This window comes from Streptomyces sp. NPDC047002 (assembly GCF_040704505.1).
Lineage (GTDB): Bacteria > Actinomycetota > Actinomycetes > Streptomycetales > Streptomycetaceae > Streptomyces.
Map to the genome: position 1 here is coordinate 37,048 of NZ_JBEYWC010000027.1, position 23,195 is coordinate 60,242.

A 23,195-nucleotide genomic window follows, 5' to 3' on the forward strand; every position below is an offset into this window, starting at 1 on the left:
CCGTCGAGGCCGGCGGCGCCGGCCGGCACAGCCGTGCAGGCACTCAGCCCCTGCCGGCCGGCACCCGCAGTGTGTCCAGGAACTCCTGGTCCAGATGCGCCCGTTCCCCGTCTCCGCCGATCACCTCCACCGTCCGGCCGTCCAGCTTCGGCTCCTCGGCGCGCGTCTCGACCGTGCACAGCAGCCACAGGCCGTGCGGCGCGTCCGCCGGGCGGCGGGCCGCGTTCTGGAGCCGGACGAGGAAGGCGTGGCCACCCACGTCCCAGTACCGGGCGACCAGGCCGGCGTCGTGCAGGAACAGCACGGTGCGTGGCGCGTCGGCGCGGGCGAGCACCGCCACCTCCACGCGCTGCCACACCACCCGGACGAAGGACGCCAACCCCGGCTTGACGCTGCCGGGAGTGGAGAGACTGTCGGCGCGCAGGACCTTCTGCCAGTCCTGGCCCTTCTCCGCGGCCAGAGCACGGAAGGCGGTGAGGAACACGTCCGACAGGTCGACGGCCTCGACCCGAAAAGCGGCCGCCACCGTCTCCGCCGCTCCCGCGAACGCGTTCGGCTTCACCGTGAGGGCGAGGAACCCGCCGCGCTCCGCCACAGCGGCCAGCCGCTCCCGCAGCGGGCCGTGCGGGTCCTCCCGGTCCGCCCGGGTGACGGGGGTGGGCGGCTGGTAGCTGGTGAGGGCGCCGGTGGAGTTCCACGGCCCCCTCGACTCGGGCGCCCTGGGGAAGAACTTCTCCGCTTCGTCGTCGTAGACGAGGTCGAACCGCGCGCCTTCGAGGGCGTCCAGCAGTTCCACATGGGTGGGCTCCCGGCCCGACACCCGGCCCGACACCCGGTCCAGACCCGGGAAACGGGCACGCAGGCGGGCCACCAGCTCGGCGACGCTGATCCCCCGGTCGCGGCGGACGCCCGCGCCCGCCTGGGAGATGCGCACGGCACGTTCCAGGCTCAGGTCACGCGGATACAGTTCGAGCCGCGGTGTGGCCGCGACGCCGGGGGCCGTCGCGGCGGCCAGGGACACCAGGCGGGTGTCGGCGAGCGGGGCCAGTCCGTCGGGCGCGGGCACGGACCGCAGGACACGCAGGACCTCGCCCCGGCCGGGCAGGGGGTCCTGCCGGGCCAGTCGTTCGGCGGCCTGGCCGAGGAGCGCCGCGTAGTCCGCCAGCTCGCGTGGGCTGGGGTCGTCGGCGCCCGGCAGGGACTCGGCGGCGAGCAGGACGGTGTCGCCGCGCCGGTGCACGGCGAAACGGGGCTCGTGCTGCCCGGCGGGGTCCTCGTCCTGACGTTCGGCGGTCTCCGCGTCGGCGGCGGCCCGCACGACGGCCAGGGCCCTGGCGAGCGTCCGCGCAGGGGTGTCCGCCCCGGCGCCGTGACGGGCCCGGAGTTCGGCCGCGGCCTCGTCGGAGGTCATTACCCGGCCGACGGCCTCGACGATCTCCGTCAGCTCGGTGCGGACCCGGGCCAGCCAGTCGGCCTCGGTCCACCTCCTGATCTCGTTCCGGTGATGGCGGGAGACGGAGGTCTGCTTGATGCCCAGATGGTCGGCGATGCGGGCCTGCACGGGCCACGCACCGAGCGGGGACAGCCCGCCGTCGTCCAGGGGCAGGCCCAGGGTGAGGCGTACGACGTCAGCGCGGTGGGAGCCCTTGCGGCCCGGCTCCGGGGCCAGGAGCGCCGCCATGTCGTCTATCGACAGGATGCGGGCCTCGTCGGAGCCGGGACCGGACGGTGGCGGGGCCTCGGCGCCGGGCGCCTGCCCGGGGTGCGCACAAGGCGTCGCCGGCCGCAGCGCTGTCGCCCATTGCTTGCGGCGCCGGTTGAGTTCCTTGCGGACCAGGGCACCCGCGCCGCGTGCCTTGGAGATGGCGTACGGCTGGATGTCCAGCAGCTCCCCGACCGTCGTCGCGCCCAGGCCGCCGGCGACCGACACGGCACGCGGCGAGAGGCCGGCGGCATCCAGCGGCGTCGTGAGGCCGGCCGCTGCGGCGGCCCGGTCGCGGGCCTCCTCCGGGTCGTCGGACGAAGCCCCCACGGTGGAGGGGGTCGTGGCGGGCGCGGTCGCGTCGGCGGCCCGGAACACCTCCCGCCAGACGTCCCACATCTGCCGCAGCGTGTCGAAGCGCTGTTCGGTGTCGCGGTGCAGCGCCCGCTGGAAGAACGAGGTGAGCCCCTCGCGCAGCGCGGGCTCGAACAGTTCCGTGGCGACGTGGAGTTCGGCCGAATCGTTGGTCAGCGGGTCGAGCTGTCCCTCGCCCCACAGCGGACGCTCACCGCTCGCCATCTCGTGGAGGGTGACCGCGGCGGCGTACCGCTCCGCGTGGTCGTCGTAGTGGGCGCGACGCATCGAACCGAGGAACGGGTCGAGATAGCCGCGCGTGCCGGCCTTCACGTCCCGGTCGGATGCGTCCGTCAGGGAGAAGTCGAACAGCTTGAGCTGCCAGGTGCGGTCCTTGCGGCGCTGGATGCCGAAGTTGTCCGGCTTGATGTCGCGGTGGCGCACCCCCTGCGCGGCGAGCTGGTCCAGGGCGTGGAACAGGTCGTCCGCAAAGCGCTCCAGCTCGTGGTAGGTGAGCCGCCCCTTGCCGCGCAGTCGCTCGCCGAGCGACTGCGCGCCGGCGTACTCCAGCTCCAGGACAGTGCGCCCGCCGAGCTCCCGCAGTCCCTCGCCGCGCAGCTGGACGACGGAGCCGCCACCCACCTTGCGCAGCGCCCGCTCCTCGGCGCGGAGCCGCCCCGCCTTCTCCTCGTCGAGAGCGACCTTGAAGACGTGCTCGTCGACCTGGGTCCGGCCGTCCTCGTCCTCCGTCGCCCGCTCCACGAGCAGGGCACGCGCTGTGGCGCCTGTGCCCAGGACGCGGCGTACCGTCCACTCGGCGTCGAGCGCCTGCCCGGGGGCCGCTTCGAGCGGGTCGACGCAGGCCGCCGCCGGTGTGTCCGGGAGGATGCTGGCGCGTTCCGCCTCATCCAGCAGGTCCAGAAACACCTCGGCCGAGCCGAGCCGTTCGTTGACATCGGCGCGGGTCGCCCGGAAGACCAGGTCGTCGAGCGTGTCGGGCAGGCCGTCGGTCACCGCGAACAGGCGCAGGCCGCCGTCGCTGCGGAGACGTTCGGCGAGGTCGCTGCGCTGGGTGGCCGGCGGGCGGCCGGTCAGGATCAGGTAGGCGACCGCACCGAGGCCGAAGATGTCCAGGTCGGCCGGGTCCGCGTACGGCTGGTCCGACTCGGGCGCCAGATAGACCCGGGCCGCATCCTCGATCAGGGCGGCGTCGAGGGCGGAACCACCGATGGAGCGGAAGAACGTGGCGTTGCTGTCGAAGTCCCGCGCCGCCGTCTGCCAGTCGGTGATCCGCAGCTCCGGAGCCGTACCGTCGGACCGGAACGACACGTACACGGAGCGGGCCGCGAGTGCCCGGTGGTAGAGCGAGCGGTTGTGCGCGTAGCGGACCGCCTCCGCGAGCTGCCGGACCAGGTCGAGACGGACCTCGGGCGTCAGCCTGCCGCCATAGGTGTCCAGGTACTGGTCCAGGCGGAGATCCCCGTGGTGGTGGCGGAAGAGGATCGCCGGTCCGCCCTGGTGCTCACGGTAGTCGAGCGCGTCCACGATGCCGCGGTGGGTGATTCCCTGCAGCACCTGGTACTCGCGGCGCGCGGCCCGTTCAGTGGCCCTGCGGGCCGCCTCCGTCGCCATCTGGCTCACCAGATAGATGCGGACCCGGCCCTCCTCCTGGACGAGGCCGTCGTCCCGGGTGGCCAGGCGGTCCTCCCAGGACGGTCCGGCGTCCAGCGGATGCGACTCCATCTTCCAGGCGTCGCCGAAGCGGAGGTGGGCCGTGGACTGGCGGATCCCGATTGCCTTGAGCAGCTGCGGGAGGGTGTGCCGTGAGAACTCCGGCGTGATGCGCCGGTCGGGACGGTCGGGGGGCAGACCGAGGAAGTCCTGCCAGATCCGCTTGAGGCCGCTGCCGCCGTCGTCACGGCCGTAGACCTTGATCCGCTGGACCTCGTCCAGGTGGCTTTCCAGGTCGGGTGACGAGAGGAACACGGCCGGTTCGACCCGCGGGACGACTCGCTCGGAGAGGCCCAGCCTGCGGGCCGCCCACTGGAGCTGGCTCTTCAGCTCCTTGGACTTCAGGTCGGTCAGGTGCAGGGGGTTGTTGATGGTCCGCGCGCGGTCGGGCCCCCGGAAGGTCCAGGTCGACCCGGTGTTGCGGAGCCGCCCCGGATGCCCCTTGACCTCGATGAGGAAGAGGCCGGCAGGGACGGCGATCAGCAGATCGCACTCGTTGACCCGGCCGGACATCGCGGTGAAGGAGAACGTGGCCCAGGCGCAGAACGGGTCGGCCTGCGGCATGAGCGCGCGCACATGATCCAGTGCGTCCTGCTCCCAGGGGTATGGCGACGGACGGTCCTGGAACCACTGCCGGGCAGGGCGCGGCGGGCCCGGCTTGGGTACGTCGGGCTTCGGTGCCGACGTGCCTGACTGAGCTGTCACCGTCCGGCCTCCCCAGGCTTCCTTCACGGACCACGTCTAAAAGTGCCTGGTCGAGCCTATCGCGAGGGGGAGCGGCCGAAACCGGTTTGTGGACGGGAGCAGAGCCTTGGCCGGGCAGGATTCGTGGCACTTTCGGCCACTCATCAGTGCCGGGCGAACGCGACACGTAACCTCGCAGACATAGAACCACCCGCACTCGGGGCGGCGCGGGACGCCGTCGCGCAGGTTCAGGGCGCGCAGGACACCGACAGCGAGGCGCGGCGCCGACTGGACGCTTACACCTACCTCAGCGCCCCCGAGCGGCTGGAGCACCTGGCGATCATGTGGGTCTCCTGCGGGACCCTACTGGCGGACCTGGCCGTACCGGACGTCCTGGCGAAGCTGCGCCAGGACCGGGGCCATACCGCCGGGCTCGACGCCGACACCCTCACCATCCGGCTCGAACAGCTGGTGAGGTGGGGCAACCTGCTGCGCAGCAGCCACACCGTGAAAGCATCCAGCATCAGCGAGTACCAATGGTCCCGTGCTCGATACCAGCTGCCGAAGTTGGGCGAGCGCGTCCAGCGGAACGCCGATGGTGTCCTGGCCGAGGCGGACGCCGCCCGCGAGGTGAGCAACGAGCTGCTTGCCCTGGTCAAGCGTGGGCTCAGGGAGCTGGCTGAGCTCGTGACCGCGCCCGGCGGCATCGAACCGCAGGACGGGTTGGAGCGAGTCAGCACGCTGTTCGTGCAGTTCACCGGGTTCGCGGACTCCATCCGGGACTTCTATGCCTTTCTCGGCCAGGTGCTGGATCCGTAGGTATGCCGACTGGCTGGGCAAGCGATTCCAGCAGGTGCTCAGCTACCGTCTGCTGGTCGACAGCTCCTACGCCCGCCTGTTCAAGGCGGGGCTGGGGACAGGCGCGGGCCACCGGCTGGAGCGCTCCACCGGCACCGCCTTCACTCCGCACACCTACGCCTGCCTCGCGCTGGCCCTGTCCGTGCTGGTGACCGAACCCGAACAACTGCTGCTGTCACGGCTGGTGGCCGATATCAGGGCCGCCGCGGCGGACGCGGAGATCGAGCTGGAGGAGGCGGGCAGGGCGGCCGGGAAACGGACCCTGACCGCGGCTCTGCGGCAGTTCGTCGAGTGGGGCGTCCTCATCGAGACCGAGGGCCATGTGGGCGCGCTCGCGCAGGACGCGGGCGGAGAGGCCCTGATCACAGTGGATCGCGAGCTGGCCCGCATCGTCGCCGGTTCGCTCGCCCAGGCTAGTGACGGCGCCGACCTGGTCCGGCGGGCAGCGGACCCCGGATTCGGCGGACCTCGCACCTATGTGCGCCGGATACTCGTCGAGACACCCGTCGTCCACCTCGACGAGCTGACCGACACCGAACGCGACTGGTTGCATACCCGTCAGCGCCGCGAAGCGCAGGCGTTCTCCGAACTTCTAGGCCTGGAGACTGAGATCCGTGCCGAGGGAGCGGCGCTGGTGGACCCCCGAGGACGAGCTGACCAATCTGCACCTGCCAGGCACGGGGACGGTCGCGCAGGCTGCGCTGCTGCTGGTGGAACGGCTCGTGGAGCGGCTTCGCCCGCAGTGTCCTGGACACCCAGCGACCGGAGGAACGCTCGTCATCGGCATCGCCGTCCCGGACGGCCTGGTGGACGAATTGCTGGCTGGACTGGCCGCCGAGTACGGACGGCGCAGCAACTGGCAGCGCGGTTACGTGGAGGACATCTCCGCCCTGCGGGGGGACGTTCTGGACCTGTTGGCACGCATGCGGCTGATGGCCCGGACCGGCCAGCTGCGTGCCGACGGAGACGGCCTGCCTGGAGGGTACGCCGACGAGGCGCCGGAAGGTCGCACCGTGACCGATGTCCGCGGAGCACGTCCCGACGGTGACGGCTGGGTGCTGCTGGCAGCGGCGGCACGCTACGCCACCCCCGTGACCGTGCGCCCGGCTTCCGCAGCCCGAAAGGGCGCCGACCTCCAGGAGGAGTTGCCGTTGTGACCGCCGATGCACGTGGCCTCGTCCCGCAGCCACGTTCCGGACCCGCGACGACCGCCGGCACCCGCTTCCGGCTGCACCGCGCGGGCATCCAGAACGTGTGGCAGTACGACGAGCAGGAATTCGCCTTCGGCGACGGACGACTGCTGCTGCGCGGCAAGAACGGCGCGGGCAAGTCCAAGGCCCTGGAAATGCGGCTCCCGTATCTGCTGGACGGCGACTCACGGGCACTGGACGCGACAGGTACCGGTCGGACCACTCTCGCCCGGCTGATTCTGGACGGGTTCGAGCAGACCAACCGTCTCGGCTACCTGTGGGTGGAATTCCGGAGTACAACCGCGGGCGGCGACCACCACCTCACCCTCGGCGCCGCCATTCACGCCTCGAAGTCGACGCAGAAGGCGCTGCCGTCGTTTTTCGTCACCCCGAGGCGCGTCGGTGAAGACCTGCACCTGGTCGTAGACGGAAAGCCCCTGCCAGTCGACCAGCTCAAAGAGATCGTCGGCTCCGACAACATCACCGACTGCGCTGTCCTCCACCGCTCGCGGGTGGCATGAGAAGTGTTCGGCATCACGGACGCGACCCGCTACCGCAACCTCACCCAGCTCCTCCACCGGCTGCGGCGGCCCACATTCGGAGACCGTATCGAGCACGGGGGGCCTCCCTGCTGAGCGAGAGCCTGCCGGGACTCGACGAGGACGTCGTCGAGAAGGTCGCGCGCAACCTCCATGACCTCGACGCCGTACGCGACGAACTCGGCCACCCACCCATCACCCACGTCAACAACCCCGCGAGTCAATACACCTAGAGTGCCCCGATACGGCACTTCGCACCTTCTTCACCAGTTACCGCGACTACCTGTCCGGTGTCCTGCGCACCTCCGCACAGACGGTGAGTCGGGAGCTGGAAATCCTCACGCAGCGACGCCAGACGGCCGGAGACGCCGCACAGCGGACGAGCGAGCTGAAGGCGCAGGAAGGGGAGCCGGAAGCCTGGCTGGAAACCCTTCGCGACGAGGAAGAAGCTACCCGGACCGACCTCGCCGCCCTGCACGCCAGCCATGCCTACCGCAGCCTGCGCGAACTGTTCACCGTAGCACGGTCGAGGCGCTGCACACCGCTGCAGTGGCCGCCTTCGCCGCCCTCGGCAACGCACACGGCGCAGAAGAGGGCGTGGCCGAGCGCCTGGCAGACGGTGCCGAACAGCGTGCGTCGTCGCTCCGGGGCGCGGGCGCGGGGAGGGGGGAGGAACCGGCTCTGGCCGGTGTCGCGTCCTTTCTGGGGCAGGAGGACGCTGGGCCGTGCGAGGGCGCGGCGGAGGTGGAGGGGGACGCGTATGTGGGCGGTGCTGTTACTGCTGCTGGGGGTCGCCGGCATCGGGTCCGGGATCTACGAGGCCGTGGTGCATCGTCGGCTGCGACGCGAGGGGGTCCGCGTCCAGGGGGTGGTCGTCCGGCACCGTCGGAGCGGTTCGGCCAAGGACGGCGTCTCCTACACCGCGGTGGTCGGATTCTTCGACGCCCAGGGCAGTCGGCACGAGTTCGAAGCGGGGCTTTCCGGGGTCAAGGGCCTTCCCGTGGGCGGCGCGGCCCCCGTGCTCTACCTGCCGGGCGCGCCGAAGACCGCCCGGGTCGACCTCGCGGGGAAGCGGATCGGGAACGTCGCGTTTCCGATGGCGATCGGCGGCGTGTTCACGGCCGCCGCGGTCTTCCTCCTCGCGACCGGCCGGTGAGACGGGCCGCGGCGCGGGCGCGTTCTCACGTGAGTTGACGGCGACGGGGGTCGCCCGTCGCCGCGCGGTGGTTGTCTGGGCCCACAACCGGGCGCCACGCCGAACCCCCTGGGAGAAGTCACCATGTCCGACAAGCCGGTCGACGGTGTCGACGATGCCGACGACGACAGCGCCGACCAGCGGGCCGTCGAGCACGAGCGGGCCGAGATCAGGGAGTTCATCAAGGGGCTGAGCACGCACGACATCAAGTCGGGCAACTGGTTCACCAGGTTGAGCGCCCAGGCCATGAGCTCCTACACCGACAAGGTCGACTGGCAGTACTTCAAGGAGCGGTACAGGGGCGTCCCCGCGGACGCCGTCGTCGACCAGCGGATCAAGCTGGCGGCGCGGTACGCCGCGCTCGAAGGCGGCCTCTCCGCCGGGGCGTACTCGGCGGCCGTCGCCGCCACCCTCGGGAGCCTCGGCGGCGCCTCGACGGCGACCGTGCCCGCCGCCGTCGCGACGATGATGGTCGACGTCGCGTTCATCACGCGGCTCCAACTCCGCCTGGCCTACGACATCTCGGTCCTCTACCGGGTCCCGCTGGACCCGTCGGACCCCGAGGACATGTGGAAGCTCATCCGGGTGGCCTTCACGATCAAGAGCGGCGAAGTGGTCAGGGAAGGCGTGGTGAAGGCGGTCCCGGTCATGGTGCGCCCGCTGATCAAGCGCTTCTACGCGAAGTCGGTCCTGTCCGCCGCCCGGGGGCTTCCGTACGTCGGGAAGTTCCTGCTCCAGCGGAACGTCGTCAAGATCGGCATCCCGGTGGTCGGCGTTCCCCTCGCGGTGGTGCTGAACCGGTATACGACGCTGCTCGCGGGGCGGCACGCCCAAGCCGTCTTCCGCAACGACGCGCGCGTGGTCGAAGTCGCGGAGGGCCTGAGCAGGCGCAGCAGGCACCCGCAGTTGATGCTGTGGGTCGCGTGGCTCGTCATCTCGGCGGACGGCACGATGGCCGACGACGAGACGCAGCTGATCCGGCACCTGGTGCGGCTGGTGCACGACCGGCACCAGCTGGTCGACGAGGAGTTCGCCCACCTGGTCGACATCGATCCGGCCGAGGTGTGGCGGCGCGTGGACGCCGAGCCGGGAGATCTGAGCGACCTCCTCGATGCCGCCGAACGGGTGGCCGCCGTGGACGGTCCCGTCAACGCCCGGGAGCGGGCCGTCATATCGGAGCTGCGGGCTCGCTGCTGACCCGCGGGCCGGGCGGTTCGCTCCGACCACGGTCCGCCACCGGCCCACCCTGTGCCGTCGCCCCGCCCGTCACCCGGGGGTGGGATTCGCGTGGCGGCGCGTTGACGGCTGTCGCGATCTCCCTGCTCGCCCACGCCCTCGCTGCTCGCCCACGCCCTCGAAGTGAGCCGCGTTCGGCGGCGCTTGACATACCCGAGCAACCGGCAGGAGGGTGCCCGTCATGGGGGCGGGGCCAGGGGGACGGCGGCAGCGACGGGCGTGGGCCGGCCTCGTCGTGGCCGGTGTGCTCGGGACCGCGGCCACGAGCGGCTGGGTGTGGGCGCGGATCGGCGCAGGGCAGGGCCCCGCCGACACGGCCTCGCTGGTGTCGCTCGCGGTCTCCGTCGCGGGGCTCGTCGTGGGCGTCGCCGGGCTCGGCCTCGCGCGCGCCGCCCTGGGCAGCCCGGCCGACGCGGCGTCCCTGGCGCTGTCGGCGGCGGCGACCCTGGCCCGTCAGGTCGAACGCGCGGAAACCGCCCAGTGGCGTGCCCTGGTGGGCAAGGACTGGACGCGGATCAACCTCCGCTACACGGTGCGCGGCCCCCGCCAGGCAGGGGCCGCGGCGGAGCGCGGGCAGCTCTTCCACGAGGCGGCGGCGCCGAGCGGCCTCCGGGACATCGCCGCCCACTACCGCGCGGCGGCCCCCGCCCGTCTGGTGGTCACCGGTGCGCCCGGTGCGGGAAAGACCGTCCTCGCCCTCGAACTGCTGCTCGCCCTGGTGGAGAACCGCGCCGAGCGGGACCCGGTGCCCGTCCGCGTGTCCCTTGCCGGGTGGCAGCCTGAGACCTCCCTCGACGACCTGCTCATCGCCCATCTGGTCGACGCGTACGACTGGCCGCAGCGGCGCGCCGCGTACCTCGTCGAGCAGGGTCTTGTCCTGCCCGTACTGGACGGCCTCGACGAGATGGACGCCTCGCGGAGCGACCCGGCGGGCCGGCCCGGCAGGGACGGTGCGGAAGGGCAGGCCGCGCGGCTGTGGCGGACCCGGCGCGCCCTGCGGGCCCTCGACGAGTACGGCCGCGGTCTGCGCGCGGGCCCGGTGATCCTCACCTGCCGCAGCGAGCACTACGACGCGCTCGCCCCTGCCGACCGGCTGAGCCACGCGGCAGAGGTGGCGATCGACCCCGTCACGCCGTCGGAGGCGCTGCGCTACCTGGGCGACCGGTACGGCGGCGACGCCCGGTGGGGCCCCCTTCTGGGCCATCTGCGTGCGCATCCTGCCGGCACCCTGGCCACCAGCCTGTCCACCCCGTGGCGGCTGTGCCTCACCGCCACGGTCCACCACCGCTCCGGCGACCCCACCGAGTTGCTGAGGCTGCCCACCGCCCGCGCGCTCGACCGGCACCTGCTGCGCGGCCTCGTCCCCGCCTCGCACCAGCTGCATCCGTACCTCGACCGCTGCACACCGGACCAGACGCACCGCCGGCTCGCGCTGATCGCCCGGCACCTGGGCCCGCACGTGGACATCCGCCTGACCGAGCTGTGGCCCATCGGCGGCCGAAGGCTCGTCCTGCTTGCGGAATACCTGCTGTTCACCCTCTTCCTCTCCGGTGTGGCCGCCCTGCTCTACGCGGCGGTCGGCCGGCCCGATGCGGGCCTCGCCCTGGCCTTCGTCTACGCGGGTATGATGCCGCCCGCGATGATGCTGTTCAATCGCTTCAACGCCCGCCCCGCACGGACCGATTGGCGAGCGCTGGTCGCTCCGGCCGCGCGCGGCCGGCTGCGCACCGTGCTCCTGAACACCGCGGCGCTGACGCTGTTCGCGGCCATGGTGGACACCGACGCAGCCGTGTACCTCGTAGGGCCCGGCGGCTGCTCCGTCGCGCTGTTCGCGTGGACCACCAGCGCCTTCCACGCACGCGCGCAGCCCATCACGTCCGACCGCGCCCCTGACGCCTCCCCCAGGGGCCCCGGCCGGTTCGCACGCGCGGACCTGGGGGCGGCGGGGGTCGCCGGCATCACCTGGGGGGCCGCGCTGGGGCTCGCGACCGGCGGGCTCGACGTCTTCGCCGCCGTCAAGTCCGGTGCGCCGCCGCACGCAGGGCCGACCTTCCTGGTCGCCGTCGTCGGCTGGTGCGCCCCGATCTTCCTGGTGGAATGCGACGCGACGCGGCGGTACGCGGCCTTCGCCCTGTGCGCCCGCGCGCGCGGCCTGCTGCCGCTCCGTCCCGGCCGGTTCCTCGCGTGCGCGTACGACGCGGGCCTGTTGAGGAAATCGGGCAACGCGTACCAGTTCCGCCACCGGGAGCTCCAGCAGTGGCTCGCCACCGAGCCGGCCCCCGCTGGTCCGCCGGGAGCGGCCCGATGAGGGGCGATCGGCGGCCCGGGGGGGGCGGGACTCGGCGGCCTGGTCGGGAGGTCAGTCCCGCCGCGGCCGGTACGCGGTCGCCAGGACCGAGACCGTGGTGCGGTGCGGCAGCGGGCTGCCGGGCCCGATGCGGCCGGGGGGGGGCAGGTGGTGGGCGCTCGGTGTCATGTGGAGGAGGTCGAGGGCTTCGGGCGGGGACAGGGGGGCGGTGTACTCGACGGTGCGGGTGTCCGCGGCCGTGAAGAAGGGGTCGAGCGCCCGGTGCAGCCGGTGCTCCTTGGCCGGGTCGATGCCGACCATCGCGGGGAGGCGGCCGCGCAGTTCGGCGAGGTGGCGTGCGGTGGGGCGGAGGACGACCAGGCGGCCCGCGGGGTGCAGTACGCGGTGGAACTCGGCCGGGTTGCGCGGGGCGAAGACGTTCAGGACGAGGTCGAACGCGCCGTCCGGCAGCGGGAAGGCGCGGAAGGCGTCCCAGCTCGCGCCGGCGGCCCGCCGGTGCGCCTGGACCGCGGAGCGCAGTGCCCGCACCGACGTGTCGAGGCCGAGACCGCGGGCTCCTGGCAGCCGGTCGAGCACGCCGGCCAGGTAGTAGCCCGTGCCGCAGCCGACGTCGAGGACCGTGCCGCGCTCGGCGCCTGCGCCGGCCGCGAGGCGCGCCACGGCTTCGCGCAGCGGCGCGTAGTGGCCCGCGGCCAGGAAGCGCTGCCGGGCGCGCGCCATCGGCGCGCTGTCTCCGCTGGTGGCGCGCTGCCCGGTCAGGAGGCTGACGTAGCCCTGGCGGGCGACGTCGTAGGTGTGTCCCGCGCGGCAGCGCACCGCGCCGGGTCCTGCGTGGAGGCGGCCGCCGCACGTCGGGCAGCGCAGCAGGCCGAGCAGGGGCGCGAGGGCAGGGGGGAACGGGGCGGCGGGCATGGGCACTCCGGGCGGCAGCTGTGACGTGACGGGGGGGGAAGGTGCCTGCGCGCGGGGCCGGTTGCCGCAGGCACACCGCGGAGGGCGATGCCGGCCGGCATCGCCCTCAACGCGCCGTGGTCACAGGAAGCAGTAGTGCGGGGTGCTCATGGCGCCATCGTACGGGTCGCCCCGTGGCGCACGGGGCGGGTCGCGTGGGTCACGGCCGGGCGGGGGTGTCGGCCGTCCCGGTGGGGGGCCGGCCGGGGGTGGTGGGGGCCGGCGGGGCGTACTGGGCGGCCTGGAGGGTGTAGAGGGCGCGGAAGGCGCCGGGGCCTGGGGTGGTGGGGGAGATGAGGGTGTCGAAGGTGCCGGATTCGATGACCTTGCCGTGGTCGAGGACGTGGATGAGGTCGGCGGCGCGTACCGAGCCGAGGCGGTGGGTGATCAGGATGACGGTCTGGCCGGCGTCGGCGAGGGCACGGATCTGCTCGAAGAGGCGCTGTTCCGCCTTGGCGTCGAGCGCGGAGGTGGGTTCGTCGACGATGAGGATGCGGCCGGCGCGGTAGTGGGCGCGGGCCAGTCCGAGGCGCTGCCACTCGCCGCCGGAGAGCTGGTGGCCGCCCTTGTAGGCGCGGGCGAGGAGGGTCGACCAGCCGCGCGGGAGCGAGGCGATGAGGTCGTCTGCGCCCGCGTAGTGGGCCGCGGCGTCGAGGCGTTCCCGGGACTCGGGGACGTCGGGGCGGCCGATGCTGACGTTGACCGCGGCGGTGAACGGCCAGCGGTAGAAGTCCTGTCCGACGACGGCGACGCGGGAGACGAGCTCCGCGCGGTCGGCGCCGGCCGCGTCCACGCCGTCCCAGAGGATGCGGCCCGCGTCGGGCTGGTAGAGCCCGGAGAGCAGCTTGACGAGGGTGGTCTTGCCGCTGCCGTTCTCCCCCACCAGCGCGACGATCTTCCCGGCGGGGACGGTGAGGGAGACGCCGTCGAGCGCACGCTTGTTGTCCTTGCCGCGGTAGGTGAACACCACGTCCTCGAACGTGATCGCCGCCGGGTCCTCCGGCAGTGTGGTGCCGCCCTCGGGCACGGCGCGCAGCTTGGCCTCCTCGATGAGGCGGTGCAGGTCGCCGACGAACAGGCTCTCCTCGTGCAGGTAGTTGATCTGGAGCACCAGGTTGTCGAGGCTCGCGGAGCCGCTCCTGATCGCCAGGACCGCCGTGCCGCCCACGGAGAGCGCCATCGCACCGGTCCACAGCAGTCCGCCGAGCGTGGCGTACGTGGCGGCCGTCGCGAGCCCCGTCCAGCCGGCGGCGACCAGGCCGGTGCGCGCGGCGAGCCGGGCCAGCCTGCGCTGCTCGGCCTCCTGCGCCTCGGACATGGCGCGGTAGTGGTGCAGCAGGTACGGGCCGATGCCGTGCACCCGGATCTCCGGCGCGGCGTCGGTGGAGATGAGGAGCTGGCTGAGCAGGTGCCCGGCCCGCTGGTGCTGGACCCACACCTGGAACGAGAGGTAGCGGCGGCGGGCGAGCGACAGCGCGGCCCAGGAGCGCGGCACTGTCATCGCCACCAGCAGGGGCAGCAGCAGCGGGTGGAGCACGGCGAGCACACCGGCCGCGGCGACCAGGGAGAGGACCGCGCCGAGGACGCTCTGGCAGTGCTGCACCATGCGGCGTGCGGAACCGGCCCCGTACTGCGCGCTGTCGAGCAGCTTGTGGAACTCGTCGTCCTCGATGGCCGCAAGCTCGACCCGCGCGGTGTGCCACAAGTACCGTTCGGTGGCGACGCGTTCGACCTTGGGCTCCAACTGGCCCGTCGCCGCTGTGGCCAGGGCGCGCAGCAGCGCCCCGAGCAGTGCGGCGCCGCCCGCCACCGCGAGCGCGCCGGACGCCTGGGTGAGGCGGTCGGCGGTCGAGCCGCCCGACAGCAGGTGGGCGAGGACCCTGTTGACCGCGACGAGCCCCACCGCCTGGACCGCGCCGCGGCCCGACTCCGCCGCGGTGACCGCCTGGAGCGCCCGTCTGTCGGCCTCCCACGCGAGGCCGCCCGTCAGGCGGAGGAGGTACGGGAGGCGGGCCAGCATCGCGCGCAGGCTGAGCTGGAAGAAGGCGTCGTCGTGCTGGGTGAAGCCCAGGTCGTAGCGTAGAGGGCCGCCGAACAGCGTCCGCTCGGAGTCGGAGACGGCGGCGTCCGGCGGCGGCGGTTCCGCCATGCCCGCAGGAGGCGTCTCCTTGGGGGCTGCCCCGGGCGGGGGCGGCGCGGGCGGTGGCGGCCCTTCGGGGGCCGTCCGGTGGGTGGTCCCGGTGCTCCGTGTGGGGTGGGGCTTCGCCAATGTCCGCTCCAGACAGCCGTGTTGTCGGTGTCGCGCTTGGTCGTGCCGTTGCCTGCGGCCCATTGAAGGGTGTTGCGGACGGCGCGCGGGAGGGCGCGTCGGAGCCCGTGGGATGACGGGAGCGGTCCACGCGGGGCGAGGGGGGCGCGGTCGCCCCCGTGGGGCTCATGCGGTGGGGCGGCGGCCGGCGGTCCCGTGCGGCGCGGCCGCCGCGCAGTCGGCGAGCCGTACGCCGGTGAGCCGTTCAGAGGCGGTCCACAGGCGGGCGTTGGCCGCCGGGTCGAGAGCGCGCCGGGTGATGCGCGCCGGGCCCGCGGGGCCGACGAGCTGGAAGCGGCCGGTGGGGCCGTAGTAGGCGCCCTGGGCGGCCTCGGGGCCGGTGGCCGCGTAGAGGAGGGGCTCGGCGCCCGGCTCCACCCCCTGGGAGGGGAGGAGCCGGCCGACGGCGGCCAGCCGGCTGGTCAAGGAGGGCCGGTCGGGGCCGAGTTCGCGGCCTGCGGTCTGGAGGTTGGTGCGGGTGAAGCCGGGGTGCGCCGCAGTGCTGAGCAGGGGCCAGCCGTACGCGTCGGCGTGGGCGGCGAGTTGGCGGGTGAACATGAGGTTCGCGAGCTTGGACTGCGCGTACGACGCGCCCGGGCGGTAGCGGCGACGCTCCCACTGGAGGTCGTCGAAGTCGATGCGGCCGAAGTTGGCGGTGCCGCTGCTCATGGTGGCGCGGCGCGGGCGCGGCGAGCAGGGCGGGCAGCAGCCGGAGCGTGAGGGCGAACGGGCCGAGGTAGTTGCTGCCGAACTGGAGCTCGAAGCCGTCGGCCGTGGCCATCCGGGACGGCGGATGCATGACGCCCGCGTTGTTGACGAGCAGGTCGAGGGGGGTGCCGTCGGCGAGGAGGCCGTCCGCGCACTCCTGCACCGAGCCGAGGTCCGCCAGGTCGACCCTGCGCACCTCGACGCGGGCGCCCGGGTGGCGCGCGGTGATCTCGTCGCGCACCTGCTCGCCCTTGGCGGGCGTCCGCACGGCCAGCACGACCCGCGCGCCCGCCGCGGCGAGCCTGCGGGCCGCCTCCTTCCCCGTGCCGCTGTTGGCTCCGGTGACGACCGCGAACGTGCCGGTCCTGTCGGGTACTTCGTACATCGCTCTCACTCCTGGTCACTGGCGGCGCACCGGCGCGTGCCGGTACCCGCGGAATTTAGAGACCGGCGGTCTTTTGGCTTCCTCCGAACGTAGCAGACCACCGGTCCCTTAACAACAGACCGGGAGTCTTTAATCGTCTGTACGATGGGGGCATGGCCACCTCCTTCCAGCGCGCCCGCAGCGAGGAGCAGCGCACCGTGCGCCGGCAGGCGATCCTCGACACGGCGGCGGCGATGCTCGGCGAGATGCCGGTCGCGCGGCTCAGCCTCAACGAGCTGAGCCGCCGCGTCGGCCTCGCCAAGTCGAACGTGCTGCGCTACTTCGAGTCCCGCGAGGCCGTGCTCCTCGTCCTCCTCGACCGGGCGGCGCGCGAGTGGCTCGCGGAGCTCGACGGTGTGCTGGCGGCCGCGGTGGACCCGCGCGCGGGAGCGCGGGAGCGCGGCGACCAGGTGGCCGCCGCGCTCGCGGCGTCGCTCGCCGAGCGGCCCGTGCTGTGCGACCTGGCCGGCGCCCAGGCCGCCGTGCTCGAACGCAACGTGTCGACGGAGGTCGCCGCCGAGCACAAGCGCTCCGGCATCGCGAACGCCCGCGACCTCGCCCGGCTGCTGCGGGCGCGCCTGCCGGAGCTCGACGACGCGGACGCGCTGCGGCTCGCCGCGGGAGCGCTGCTGGTCGCGGGCGCGGTGTGGACGCACGCGCACCCCTCGGCCGCCGTGCTCGCCGTGTACGAGGCCGACCCCGCGCTCGCTGTCATGCGCGTCGACTTCCGGGCGGGCGTCGCGGAGTTCGTCTCCGTGCTCGCCTCGGGGCTGCTGGCGCGCGCCGCCGGGTCCTGGGCGTGAGCGGGCGCGCGCCGGAGCGCGTCTGGTACGCCTCGTACGGCTCCAACATGCGGCGGGCGCGGCTCGCCGCGTACCTCGCGGGCGGCCGCCCCGCGGGCGCCGCCCGTACGTACCCCGGCTGCCGGGACCCGCGGCCGCCCGCGGCCTCGGTCCTGCTGCGGCTCGCGGGCACGCTGTACTTCGCCACCGAGTCCGAGGTGTGGACCGGCGGCCGGGCGTTCTACGACCCGGCGGCGCGCGGCCCGTACGGTCACCGCCCACAGGACGGCGAAGGCCCCGGCGTGGCCGGGGCTGCGGCGGACGATTTCGCGCGGGTGCCCGCGGTGCCGGGCGGGGCGGGCGCCGCGGGTCAGGTCCTGGTGCGGGCGCACCTCATCACGACCGGGCAGTTCGCCGACGTCGTCGCGCAGGAGATGGGCCGCGCGCCCGGCACGGGCCCCGGCCTCGGTCCCGCCCTCGCCGACGCGCTGGCCACGGGCCGGGCCCGGCTGGGCGGCGGGCACTACGAGACGCTCGTGCACCCGGGGTCGCACGGCGGTGTCCCGGTGGTGACGTTCACCGCGCCCTGGGGCGTGCGGGACGTCGCGGCGAACCCGCCGTCCGCGCCGTACCTCACACACCTCGCGGCGGGCCTCGTCGAGGCGGGCGCGGGGGACGCCCGTACGGTGGCGCGCTACCTCGCGCGGTGGCCCGGTGCCGCGGGGCACTGGCGCATCGAGGCGGTCGCACGGCTGGCGGCGGCGGACGGTGCCGTGGCCCTGGCGGGCGAGCCCGCCATGATCCGAACGAGAGGTCCTGGAGGCGGCCGGGTGGCCGGCCGCCCCGGGACGGTCAGTTGAAGCGGATCGACGCGGTCCTGTCGTCGAAGCCGACGCTCGCGAGGTCGGGCACGCTGCCGCTGACGACCTTGGAGTCGCCCGTGCAGTCGGGCTGCGACCAGAGCTTCAGCGTGCCGTCCGTCTGGAGGGACGAGGCGACGCCGGGGCGCGGGACGTTCTGGCAGCCGGTGCCCGAGACGCCCTGCGAACCGTTGTCCGCGAAGTTCTTGTCGTCGAACAGGACGGCGTTGGTCGCGGGCACGGCCGCCCCCGTACCCGCTCCCGTACCGCTGCTCGCGCCCGCGCCCGCGCCCGCGCCCGCACCGGCGGCGCCGGCCTTGCCGCCGTCCGGTGTCACGCCGAACCAGGTGCCGCCGACGCCCTGGCCGTTGGTCTGGCCCGGCTTGAGGTCCTTGCTGAAGCGGTAGACCGGCCAGCCGGCGATGGTCAGCTGGATCGAGCCGTCGTCGCGCCTGATCGCACCGACCTTCTTCATGTCGACGCCGTCGAGGAACAGCTTGCCGTGAGGGTCGAGGACGACGGGCGGCCAGGTCACGGCGCAGTCGCCGGTGCAGTGGGAGGCTGACGGGTCCGGCGTGTCCTTGTCGAACCGGTAGAGGGTGAATCCGGCGCCGTTGACGACGACCGGGTCGAGGTCGCCCGCCTTCGACGCCGCGAGCTCGGTCCACGCGCGGCCCGCCGTGGTGGTCTGCTGCCCCGGCGGGTCGGCCAGGTCGCCCGTGGTGCTCGGCGCGTGGTTCTGCTGGGCCGTGCCGGGGACGACCTTCAGGCCCTGGGCGGGCGCCTGGAGCGCCACGCCGCTGCCGCCCGCGGGGGCCGCGGTGGACGGGGCGGGGGCGCCGGACGAAGCGGCCGGGGCGGCGCCGGTCGTCGTCGCGCCGCACGCGGTCAGGGTCATGGCCGCGGCGGCGAAGGCCGAGACGGCGGCCAGGGTGCCCATGCGCTTCCGGAACATCAGGTGACTCCTCGAAGGTGAACTCAGGTGCTCCGGCGGTGCGGAGCGTCTCTCCCTCACACACGGTGCGCGGGCCCGGAGTTCTCGACCGGTTACGCATCGGAGACCCAACGCACACAGCTTCTCGACAGATGCGGAGGGCCGGCCCGCCGCAGCGCCGCTGTCCTGCGGTTCCTCCGGTTGTCCACAGGGGCGGGGCGCGGGTTTTCCACAGGCTGGGGGCGGAGCGCCCGCGGTGTCGGGGGGCGGGCGCAGAATGTAGCCATGACAGAGAACACCGGCTCCACCAGTTCCCCGTCGGCCGCCGTGCCCGACTGGGAGAAGCGCTTCAGGGCGCCGCGGGTCTCCCTGCCTGACTGGGCTGAGGACGCACCGGACAAGGCCCTCTTCGTGTCCAACGCGACGGGGACCTACGAGCTGTACGCGTGGGACCGCGCGACCGGCGCGCAGCGCCAGGCGACCGACCGGCCCCATGGGACGACGGACGGCGTGCTGACGCCCGACGGCGCGTGGATCTGGTGGTTCTCCGACACGGACGGCGACGAGTTCGGCGTGTGGATGCGGCAGCCGTTCGACGGCAGCGCCGAGGGGGCGGCGGACGAGCCGGCCGTGCCGGGGCTCGCCCCGTCGTTCCCCGCGGGGCTCGCGCTCGGCAGGGGCGGCCTCGCGGTCGTCGGCAGGTCGACCGACGAGGAGGGCACGACCGTCCACGTGGTGCGGGGGCCTGGCGAGGCGCCCGTGGAGATCTACCGGCACCGGGAGTCGGCCGGCGTCGGCGACCTGTCGTACGACGGCGACCTGCTCGCGATCGAGCACACCGAGCACGGCGACGCGATGCACTCGGCGCTGCGCGTGGTCAGGCTCGACGGGTCGGCCGTCGCCGAGCTCGACGACAGCGAGGGCGGCACGCGCGAGCTCGGCCTCGAAGTCCTCGGGTTCTCGCCCGTCGCCGGCGACAGCAGGCTGCTCGTCGGGCACCAGCGGCGCGGCCGGTGGGAGCCGATGGTGTGGAATCCGCTGACCGGCGAGGAGTCGGACCTCGCCCTCGACCTGCCGGGCGACCTGGCGGCCGAGTGGTATCCGGACGGCTCTGCGCTGCTGGTCGAGCACAGCTTCGAGGCCCGCAGCGAGCTGTGGCGCTACGACATGGCGGAGCGCGCCATGGCACGCGTCGAGACGCCTCCCGGCTCGGTCTCCGGGGCGACGGCGCGGCCGGACGGCACCGTGGAGTACCTCTGGTCGTCGGCCGCGAAGCCGCCGGTGGTGCGGTCCACCGCGGGGGGCGCGGTCCTGGAGGCGCCGGGGTTCAGGCCGCCGGAGTCGGTGCCGGTGGAGGACGCCTGGGTGGAGGGCCCCGGCGGCCGCGTCCACGCGCTGGTGCAGCGGCCCGCGGGGGCCTCGGGCCCGCTGCCGACGGTGTTCGAGATCCACGGCGGGCCGACGTACCACGACAGCGACGCGTTCGCGGCGGGCCCCGCCGCGTGGGTGGACCACGGCTTCGCGGTGATCCGGGTCAACTACCGCGGCTCCACCGGGTACGGGCGCGACTGGACGGACGCGCTCAAGCACCGGGTGGGGCTGATCGAGCTGGAGGACATCGCCGCCGTCCGCGAATGGGCGGTGGCCTCGGGGCTCGCCGACCCGGCGCGGCTGGTGCTCGCGGGCGGCTCATGGGGCGGGTATCTCACGCTGCTCGGCCTCGGCGTCCAGCCGGAGGCGTGGGCGGTGGGGCTCGCCGCGGTGCCCGTCGCCGACTATGTGACCGCCTACCACGACGAGATGGAGGCGCTGAAGGCGATGGACCGCACGCTGCTCGGCGGCACGCCCGAGGAGGTGCCCGAGCGGTTCGAGGCGTCGTCGCCGCTGACGTACGTGGACGCGGTGCGCGCGCCCGTCTACATCTCCGCCGGGGTCAACGACCCGCGCTGCCCGATCCGCCAGGTGGAGAACTATGTGGAGCGCCTGGCCGCCCGCGGCGCGGTCCACGAGGTGTACCGCTACGACGCGGGCCACGGCTCGCTGGTGGTCGAGGAGCGCATCAAGCAGGTGCGCCTTGAGCTGGAGTTCGCCGCGAAGCACCTGGGGAGCTGAGGCGCCGGGGCCCGGCCGGACGGCCGGGCCCGCCGTCCCCGCGCGGGCTCAGACCGCGGGCTCGATGCCGAGGGCCCGGTCGCGCTCCGCCTCGGCCTCCCTGCGGACCAGGCGGAACCACATGTAGAGGACGAAGCCGGCGAAGACGAACCACTCGCCGGTGTAGCCGAGGTTCTGGAAGGCCTTCAGGTCGAGTCCGGTGTTCTCCGGCGCGGCCGCGGGCACCGGGGCCAGCCCCCCGGCTCCCTTGTTCGCCGTCACCCAGGCGTCGTAGACGCCGTACGGGACGACGTTGACCAGCGACGCGGCGCTGATCATGCCGACCTGGCCCGCGGGCAGGCCGCCGCTCGCGATGACGCCGTCGGTGTCGGTGGTCTCGGAGGGCTGGAGTGCGCCGACGACCTCGACCTCGCCCTTCGGCGCCGGTGGCGCGGGCCTGCCGTGCGGCAGCCAGCCGCGCACGACGGGCAGGGCCTTGCCGCCGTCCGTGTGCAGCATGGTTAGCACGTACGAGCCGGTGCGGCCGTCGAGCCTGCGGTCGGGCACGAGGAACTGGTCGCCGTAGTGCCCTGCGGCCTCGGCCTGCCGGCCCGAGCTCTGCTGGGTGACGGGCAGGAGGGAGCCGAGGGGCGCCGCGGCCTCCTTGGCGGGGTCGGGCCTGTGGTCGGCGGCGCGCTGCGCGTCGACGCGGCCCTCGAAGCGGCTCAGCTGCCAGACCCCCATGAACACGCACACGGGGATCGCCAGCAGCGCGAAGACATTGATCCCCATCCAGCGGGGGGTCAGCAGAAACCGGTACACCCCACCACGGTACGGAACCCGCCTGTGTCCCGGCCCCCGGGGTGCCGCGAGGGCGGCCGGCGCGCCACCGGGCGCGCCCGGTGGCGCGCTCGGCGTCAGGCGGCCGGTACGCCCACCGGGCCCGTCTTGTAGATCGTGCCTGCGCAGGCGTTCCTGATGGTGGTCTCGGCCCTCGGCACGCCCGCCTCCGGGGTGTGCGAGACGGAGACGCTGCCGTCGGCGGTGCCGCCGCCGTCCTGCACGAGCTGGGTGGTGAGGCCGGACGAGGAACCCTTGTCGGCGGAGTTGCCGCTGCCGTCGGAGCCCCCGTCGCTCCCCGGTCCGCTGTCCGTGCCGGGGCTCTCGCCCGAGCTCGGGGCGTCCTCCGAGGACGTCGGGTCGGGCGAGCCGCCTTCGCCCTTCGTCGGACACGTCGAGGACGGTACGAACGCGAACTGCACCTCGTACGCGGCGTCCGGGGCGAGCGCCAGGGGCGCGGAGTCCTGCGGGGCGTCGGCGAGCCGGGCCGCCGGGTCGCCCGCGGTGTGCTGCACGACGCTGATCCGCGCCGGGTCCGCGGCCCCGCTCGCCTGGAAGCCCAGGGAGTCGCCGCCGGTGACGGTGCACTCGGTGGCGGAGACGTTCAGGACGTGGAAGCTGCCGTAGACCGTGCCGTTGGAGGTCGGCGCGCTCTTGGACGCGGTGACCCCCAGCTGGTCTGCGGAGCACAGCGGCAGCGTCATCGCGAAGGCGGTGCCCGGCGGCGTGGCGGGCCCCGCGCCGCTGCCGTCCGCGCCGCGTCCGCCCTTCGCGTGCCCGGCGCCGTGCGGCAGCGGCGGGTCGCCCGCGGTGGCGCCGCTCGGGCTGTGCGCCCCGTGACCGTGGTCGTCGGGGCTGTCGGCCGCGCCGGAGCGGCCGCCGTCCGGGCGTGTGCCCGCGGCGGTGCTCTCGCCGCGGCCCGCGCTGACGAAGTGGCTCCCCGCGCCGTCCGAGGCGTCCGCGACGTGCAGGAACGCGGGCACCGCCGTGCCGATGAGCAGCGCGGCCGCCGCGGCCCCCACCAGCGCCTGCCGCTTGCGGGCCCGGCGCGCGGGCACCGCGGCCCGCAGGTGTTCGAGCGCGCCGTCCGCGGGCCTGATCCCGCTCACCGCGGAGTGCAGCATCACCCGCAGCTCGACCTCGCCGCCCCCGAAACCACCGCTTTCACCGGCCACGTCCGTGTCGACCTGGCCGGTCGCCTCCGCGCGCGGCCCGGCCGACGCGGTCGCACCGCCCGGGTCGGCCGGGCCCGCCGGTTCGGCCCCGGCGCCGTGCGCGGCGCCTTCGCCACGGGCGGCACGGTCACCGCGGCAGCCGCCGTGCGCGGCCTCGTCCGCGACACCCTCGTCGCCCTGGGCGCTCCCGGCGCCGCGGGCGGCCTCGGCTTCGGCCGGGGGGCCGGGGGTGGGGGTCGGCTTGTTCTCTGGGCCGTTGCTCACTGTTCCGTTCCCAGTCGGTCAGCGCGGCGGCCGTGCGCGACGGCGGCCGGTCCTTCGCCCG

General features: G+C 74.1%; 16 protein-coding genes and 2 pseudogenes. 10 read left to right on the top strand and 8 right to left on the bottom strand.

Annotated elements, in window-relative coordinates:
• Positions 1-43: 43 nt before the first annotated feature.
• Positions 44-4,519, bottom strand: coding sequence for a BREX system serine/threonine kinase PglW (pglW, locus tag AB0910_RS23025; protein WP_366746505.1), 4,476 nt, complete (start codon positions 4,517-4,519; stop codon positions 44-46).
• 96 nt (positions 4,520-4,615) lie between these two features.
• Between pglW and AB0910_RS23030 the strand changes: the two genes are divergently transcribed.
• From AB0910_RS23030 to AB0910_RS23060, 7 genes and pseudogenes are all read left to right on the top strand, one after another.
• Positions 4,616-5,290 carry a DUF2397 family protein gene (locus AB0910_RS23030; protein WP_366746506.1) on the top strand — a complete coding sequence of 225 codons (675 nt, stop codon included), beginning with the start codon at positions 4,616-4,618 and terminating at the stop codon, positions 5,288-5,290.
• A pseudogene (locus tag AB0910_RS23035) lies at positions 5,259-5,903 on the top strand (DUF2398 family protein); the annotation flags it as partial. The gene AB0910_RS23030 and the pseudogene AB0910_RS23035, both read left to right, overlap by 32 nt.
• Positions 5,904-5,943: 40 nt before the next feature.
• A complete protein-coding gene (locus AB0910_RS23040) occupies positions 5,944-6,486 on the top strand; it encodes a DUF2398 family protein (protein ID WP_366746507.1) in 543 nt (180 codons plus the stop codon).
• The gene (locus AB0910_RS23045; RefSeq protein WP_366746508.1) at positions 6,483-7,040 is read left to right on the top strand and encodes a hypothetical protein; all 558 of its coding nucleotides are present in this window, start codon (positions 6,483-6,485) and stop codon (positions 7,038-7,040) included. Before AB0910_RS23040 ends, AB0910_RS23045 begins: the two co-directional genes overlap by 4 nt.
• A 778-nt stretch (positions 7,041-7,818) precedes the next feature.
• Positions 7,819-8,214: a DUF3592 domain-containing protein gene (locus AB0910_RS23050; RefSeq protein ID WP_366746509.1), complete on the top strand. Its 396-nt coding sequence runs from the start codon at positions 7,819-7,821 to the stop codon at positions 8,212-8,214.
• A 123-nt stretch (positions 8,215-8,337) separates the two neighbouring features.
• The gene (locus AB0910_RS23055) at positions 8,338-9,450 is read left to right on the top strand and encodes a TerB family tellurite resistance protein (RefSeq protein ID WP_366746510.1); all 1,113 of its coding nucleotides are present in this window, start codon (positions 8,338-8,340) and stop codon (positions 9,448-9,450) included.
• Between the two features lie 220 nt (positions 9,451-9,670).
• The gene (locus AB0910_RS23060; protein ID WP_366746511.1) at positions 9,671-11,797 is read left to right on the top strand and encodes an NACHT domain-containing protein; all 2,127 of its coding nucleotides are present in this window, start codon (positions 9,671-9,673) and stop codon (positions 11,795-11,797) included.
• Between the two features lie 51 nt (positions 11,798-11,848).
• Here AB0910_RS23060 and AB0910_RS23065 read toward each other — a convergent pair whose 3' ends face one another.
• From AB0910_RS23065 to AB0910_RS23080, 4 genes and pseudogenes are all read right to left on the bottom strand, one after another.
• Positions 11,849-12,709, bottom strand: coding sequence for a methyltransferase domain-containing protein (locus tag AB0910_RS23065; protein WP_366746512.1), 861 nt, complete (start codon positions 12,707-12,709; stop codon positions 11,849-11,851).
• A 199-nt stretch (positions 12,710-12,908) separates the two neighbouring features.
• Positions 12,909-14,897 carry an ABC transporter ATP-binding protein gene (locus AB0910_RS23070; RefSeq protein ID WP_366746513.1) on the bottom strand — a complete coding sequence of 663 codons (1,989 nt, stop codon included), beginning with the start codon at positions 14,895-14,897 and terminating at the stop codon, positions 12,909-12,911.
• Positions 14,898-15,182: 285 nt separating this feature from the next.
• The gene (locus AB0910_RS23075; protein WP_366746555.1) at positions 15,183-15,725 is read right to left on the bottom strand and encodes a hypothetical protein; all 543 of its coding nucleotides are present in this window, start codon (positions 15,723-15,725) and stop codon (positions 15,183-15,185) included.
• Positions 15,726-15,804: 79 nt separating this feature from the next.
• Positions 15,805-16,149: pseudogene (locus AB0910_RS23080) on the bottom strand (SDR family NAD(P)-dependent oxidoreductase); the annotation flags it as partial.
• A 152-nt stretch (positions 16,150-16,301) separates the two neighbouring features.
• Here AB0910_RS23080 and AB0910_RS23085 point away from each other — a divergent pair.
• Together AB0910_RS23085 and AB0910_RS23090 are read left to right on the top strand one after the other, a co-directional pair.
• Positions 16,302-16,991, top strand: coding sequence for a TetR family transcriptional regulator (locus AB0910_RS23085; protein ID WP_366746514.1), 690 nt, complete (start codon positions 16,302-16,304; stop codon positions 16,989-16,991).
• Positions 16,988-17,830 (top strand): histone deacetylase, encoded by an 843-nt coding sequence (locus AB0910_RS23090; RefSeq protein WP_366746515.1) that lies wholly within the window; start codon positions 16,988-16,990, stop codon positions 17,828-17,830. The genes AB0910_RS23085 and AB0910_RS23090 overlap by 4 nt, the downstream gene beginning before the upstream one ends.
• On the opposite strand, the gene AB0910_RS23095 is transcribed toward AB0910_RS23090, so the two are convergent.
• The gene (locus tag AB0910_RS23095) at positions 17,823-18,785 is read right to left on the bottom strand and encodes a hypothetical protein (protein WP_366746516.1); all 963 of its coding nucleotides are present in this window, start codon (positions 18,783-18,785) and stop codon (positions 17,823-17,825) included. The genes AB0910_RS23090 and AB0910_RS23095 overlap by 8 nt on opposite strands.
• 264 nt (positions 18,786-19,049) lie before the next feature.
• Here AB0910_RS23095 and AB0910_RS23100 point away from each other — a divergent pair, with 264 nt between their 5' ends.
• Positions 19,050-20,876 carry a prolyl oligopeptidase family serine peptidase gene (locus AB0910_RS23100; protein ID WP_366746517.1) on the top strand — a complete coding sequence of 609 codons (1,827 nt, stop codon included), beginning with the start codon at positions 19,050-19,052 and terminating at the stop codon, positions 20,874-20,876.
• A 48-nt stretch (positions 20,877-20,924) separates the two neighbouring features.
• Here AB0910_RS23100 and AB0910_RS23105 read toward each other — a convergent pair whose 3' ends face one another.
• Both AB0910_RS23105 and AB0910_RS23110 read right to left on the bottom strand, forming a co-directional pair.
• Positions 20,925-21,677 (bottom strand): SURF1 family protein, encoded by a 753-nt coding sequence (locus AB0910_RS23105; protein ID WP_366746518.1) that lies wholly within the window; start codon positions 21,675-21,677, stop codon positions 20,925-20,927.
• 95 nt (positions 21,678-21,772) lie between these two features.
• Positions 21,773-23,134 (bottom strand): hypothetical protein, encoded by a 1,362-nt coding sequence (locus AB0910_RS23110; protein WP_366746519.1) that lies wholly within the window; start codon positions 23,132-23,134, stop codon positions 21,773-21,775.
• Positions 23,135-23,195 lie beyond the last annotated feature (61 nt).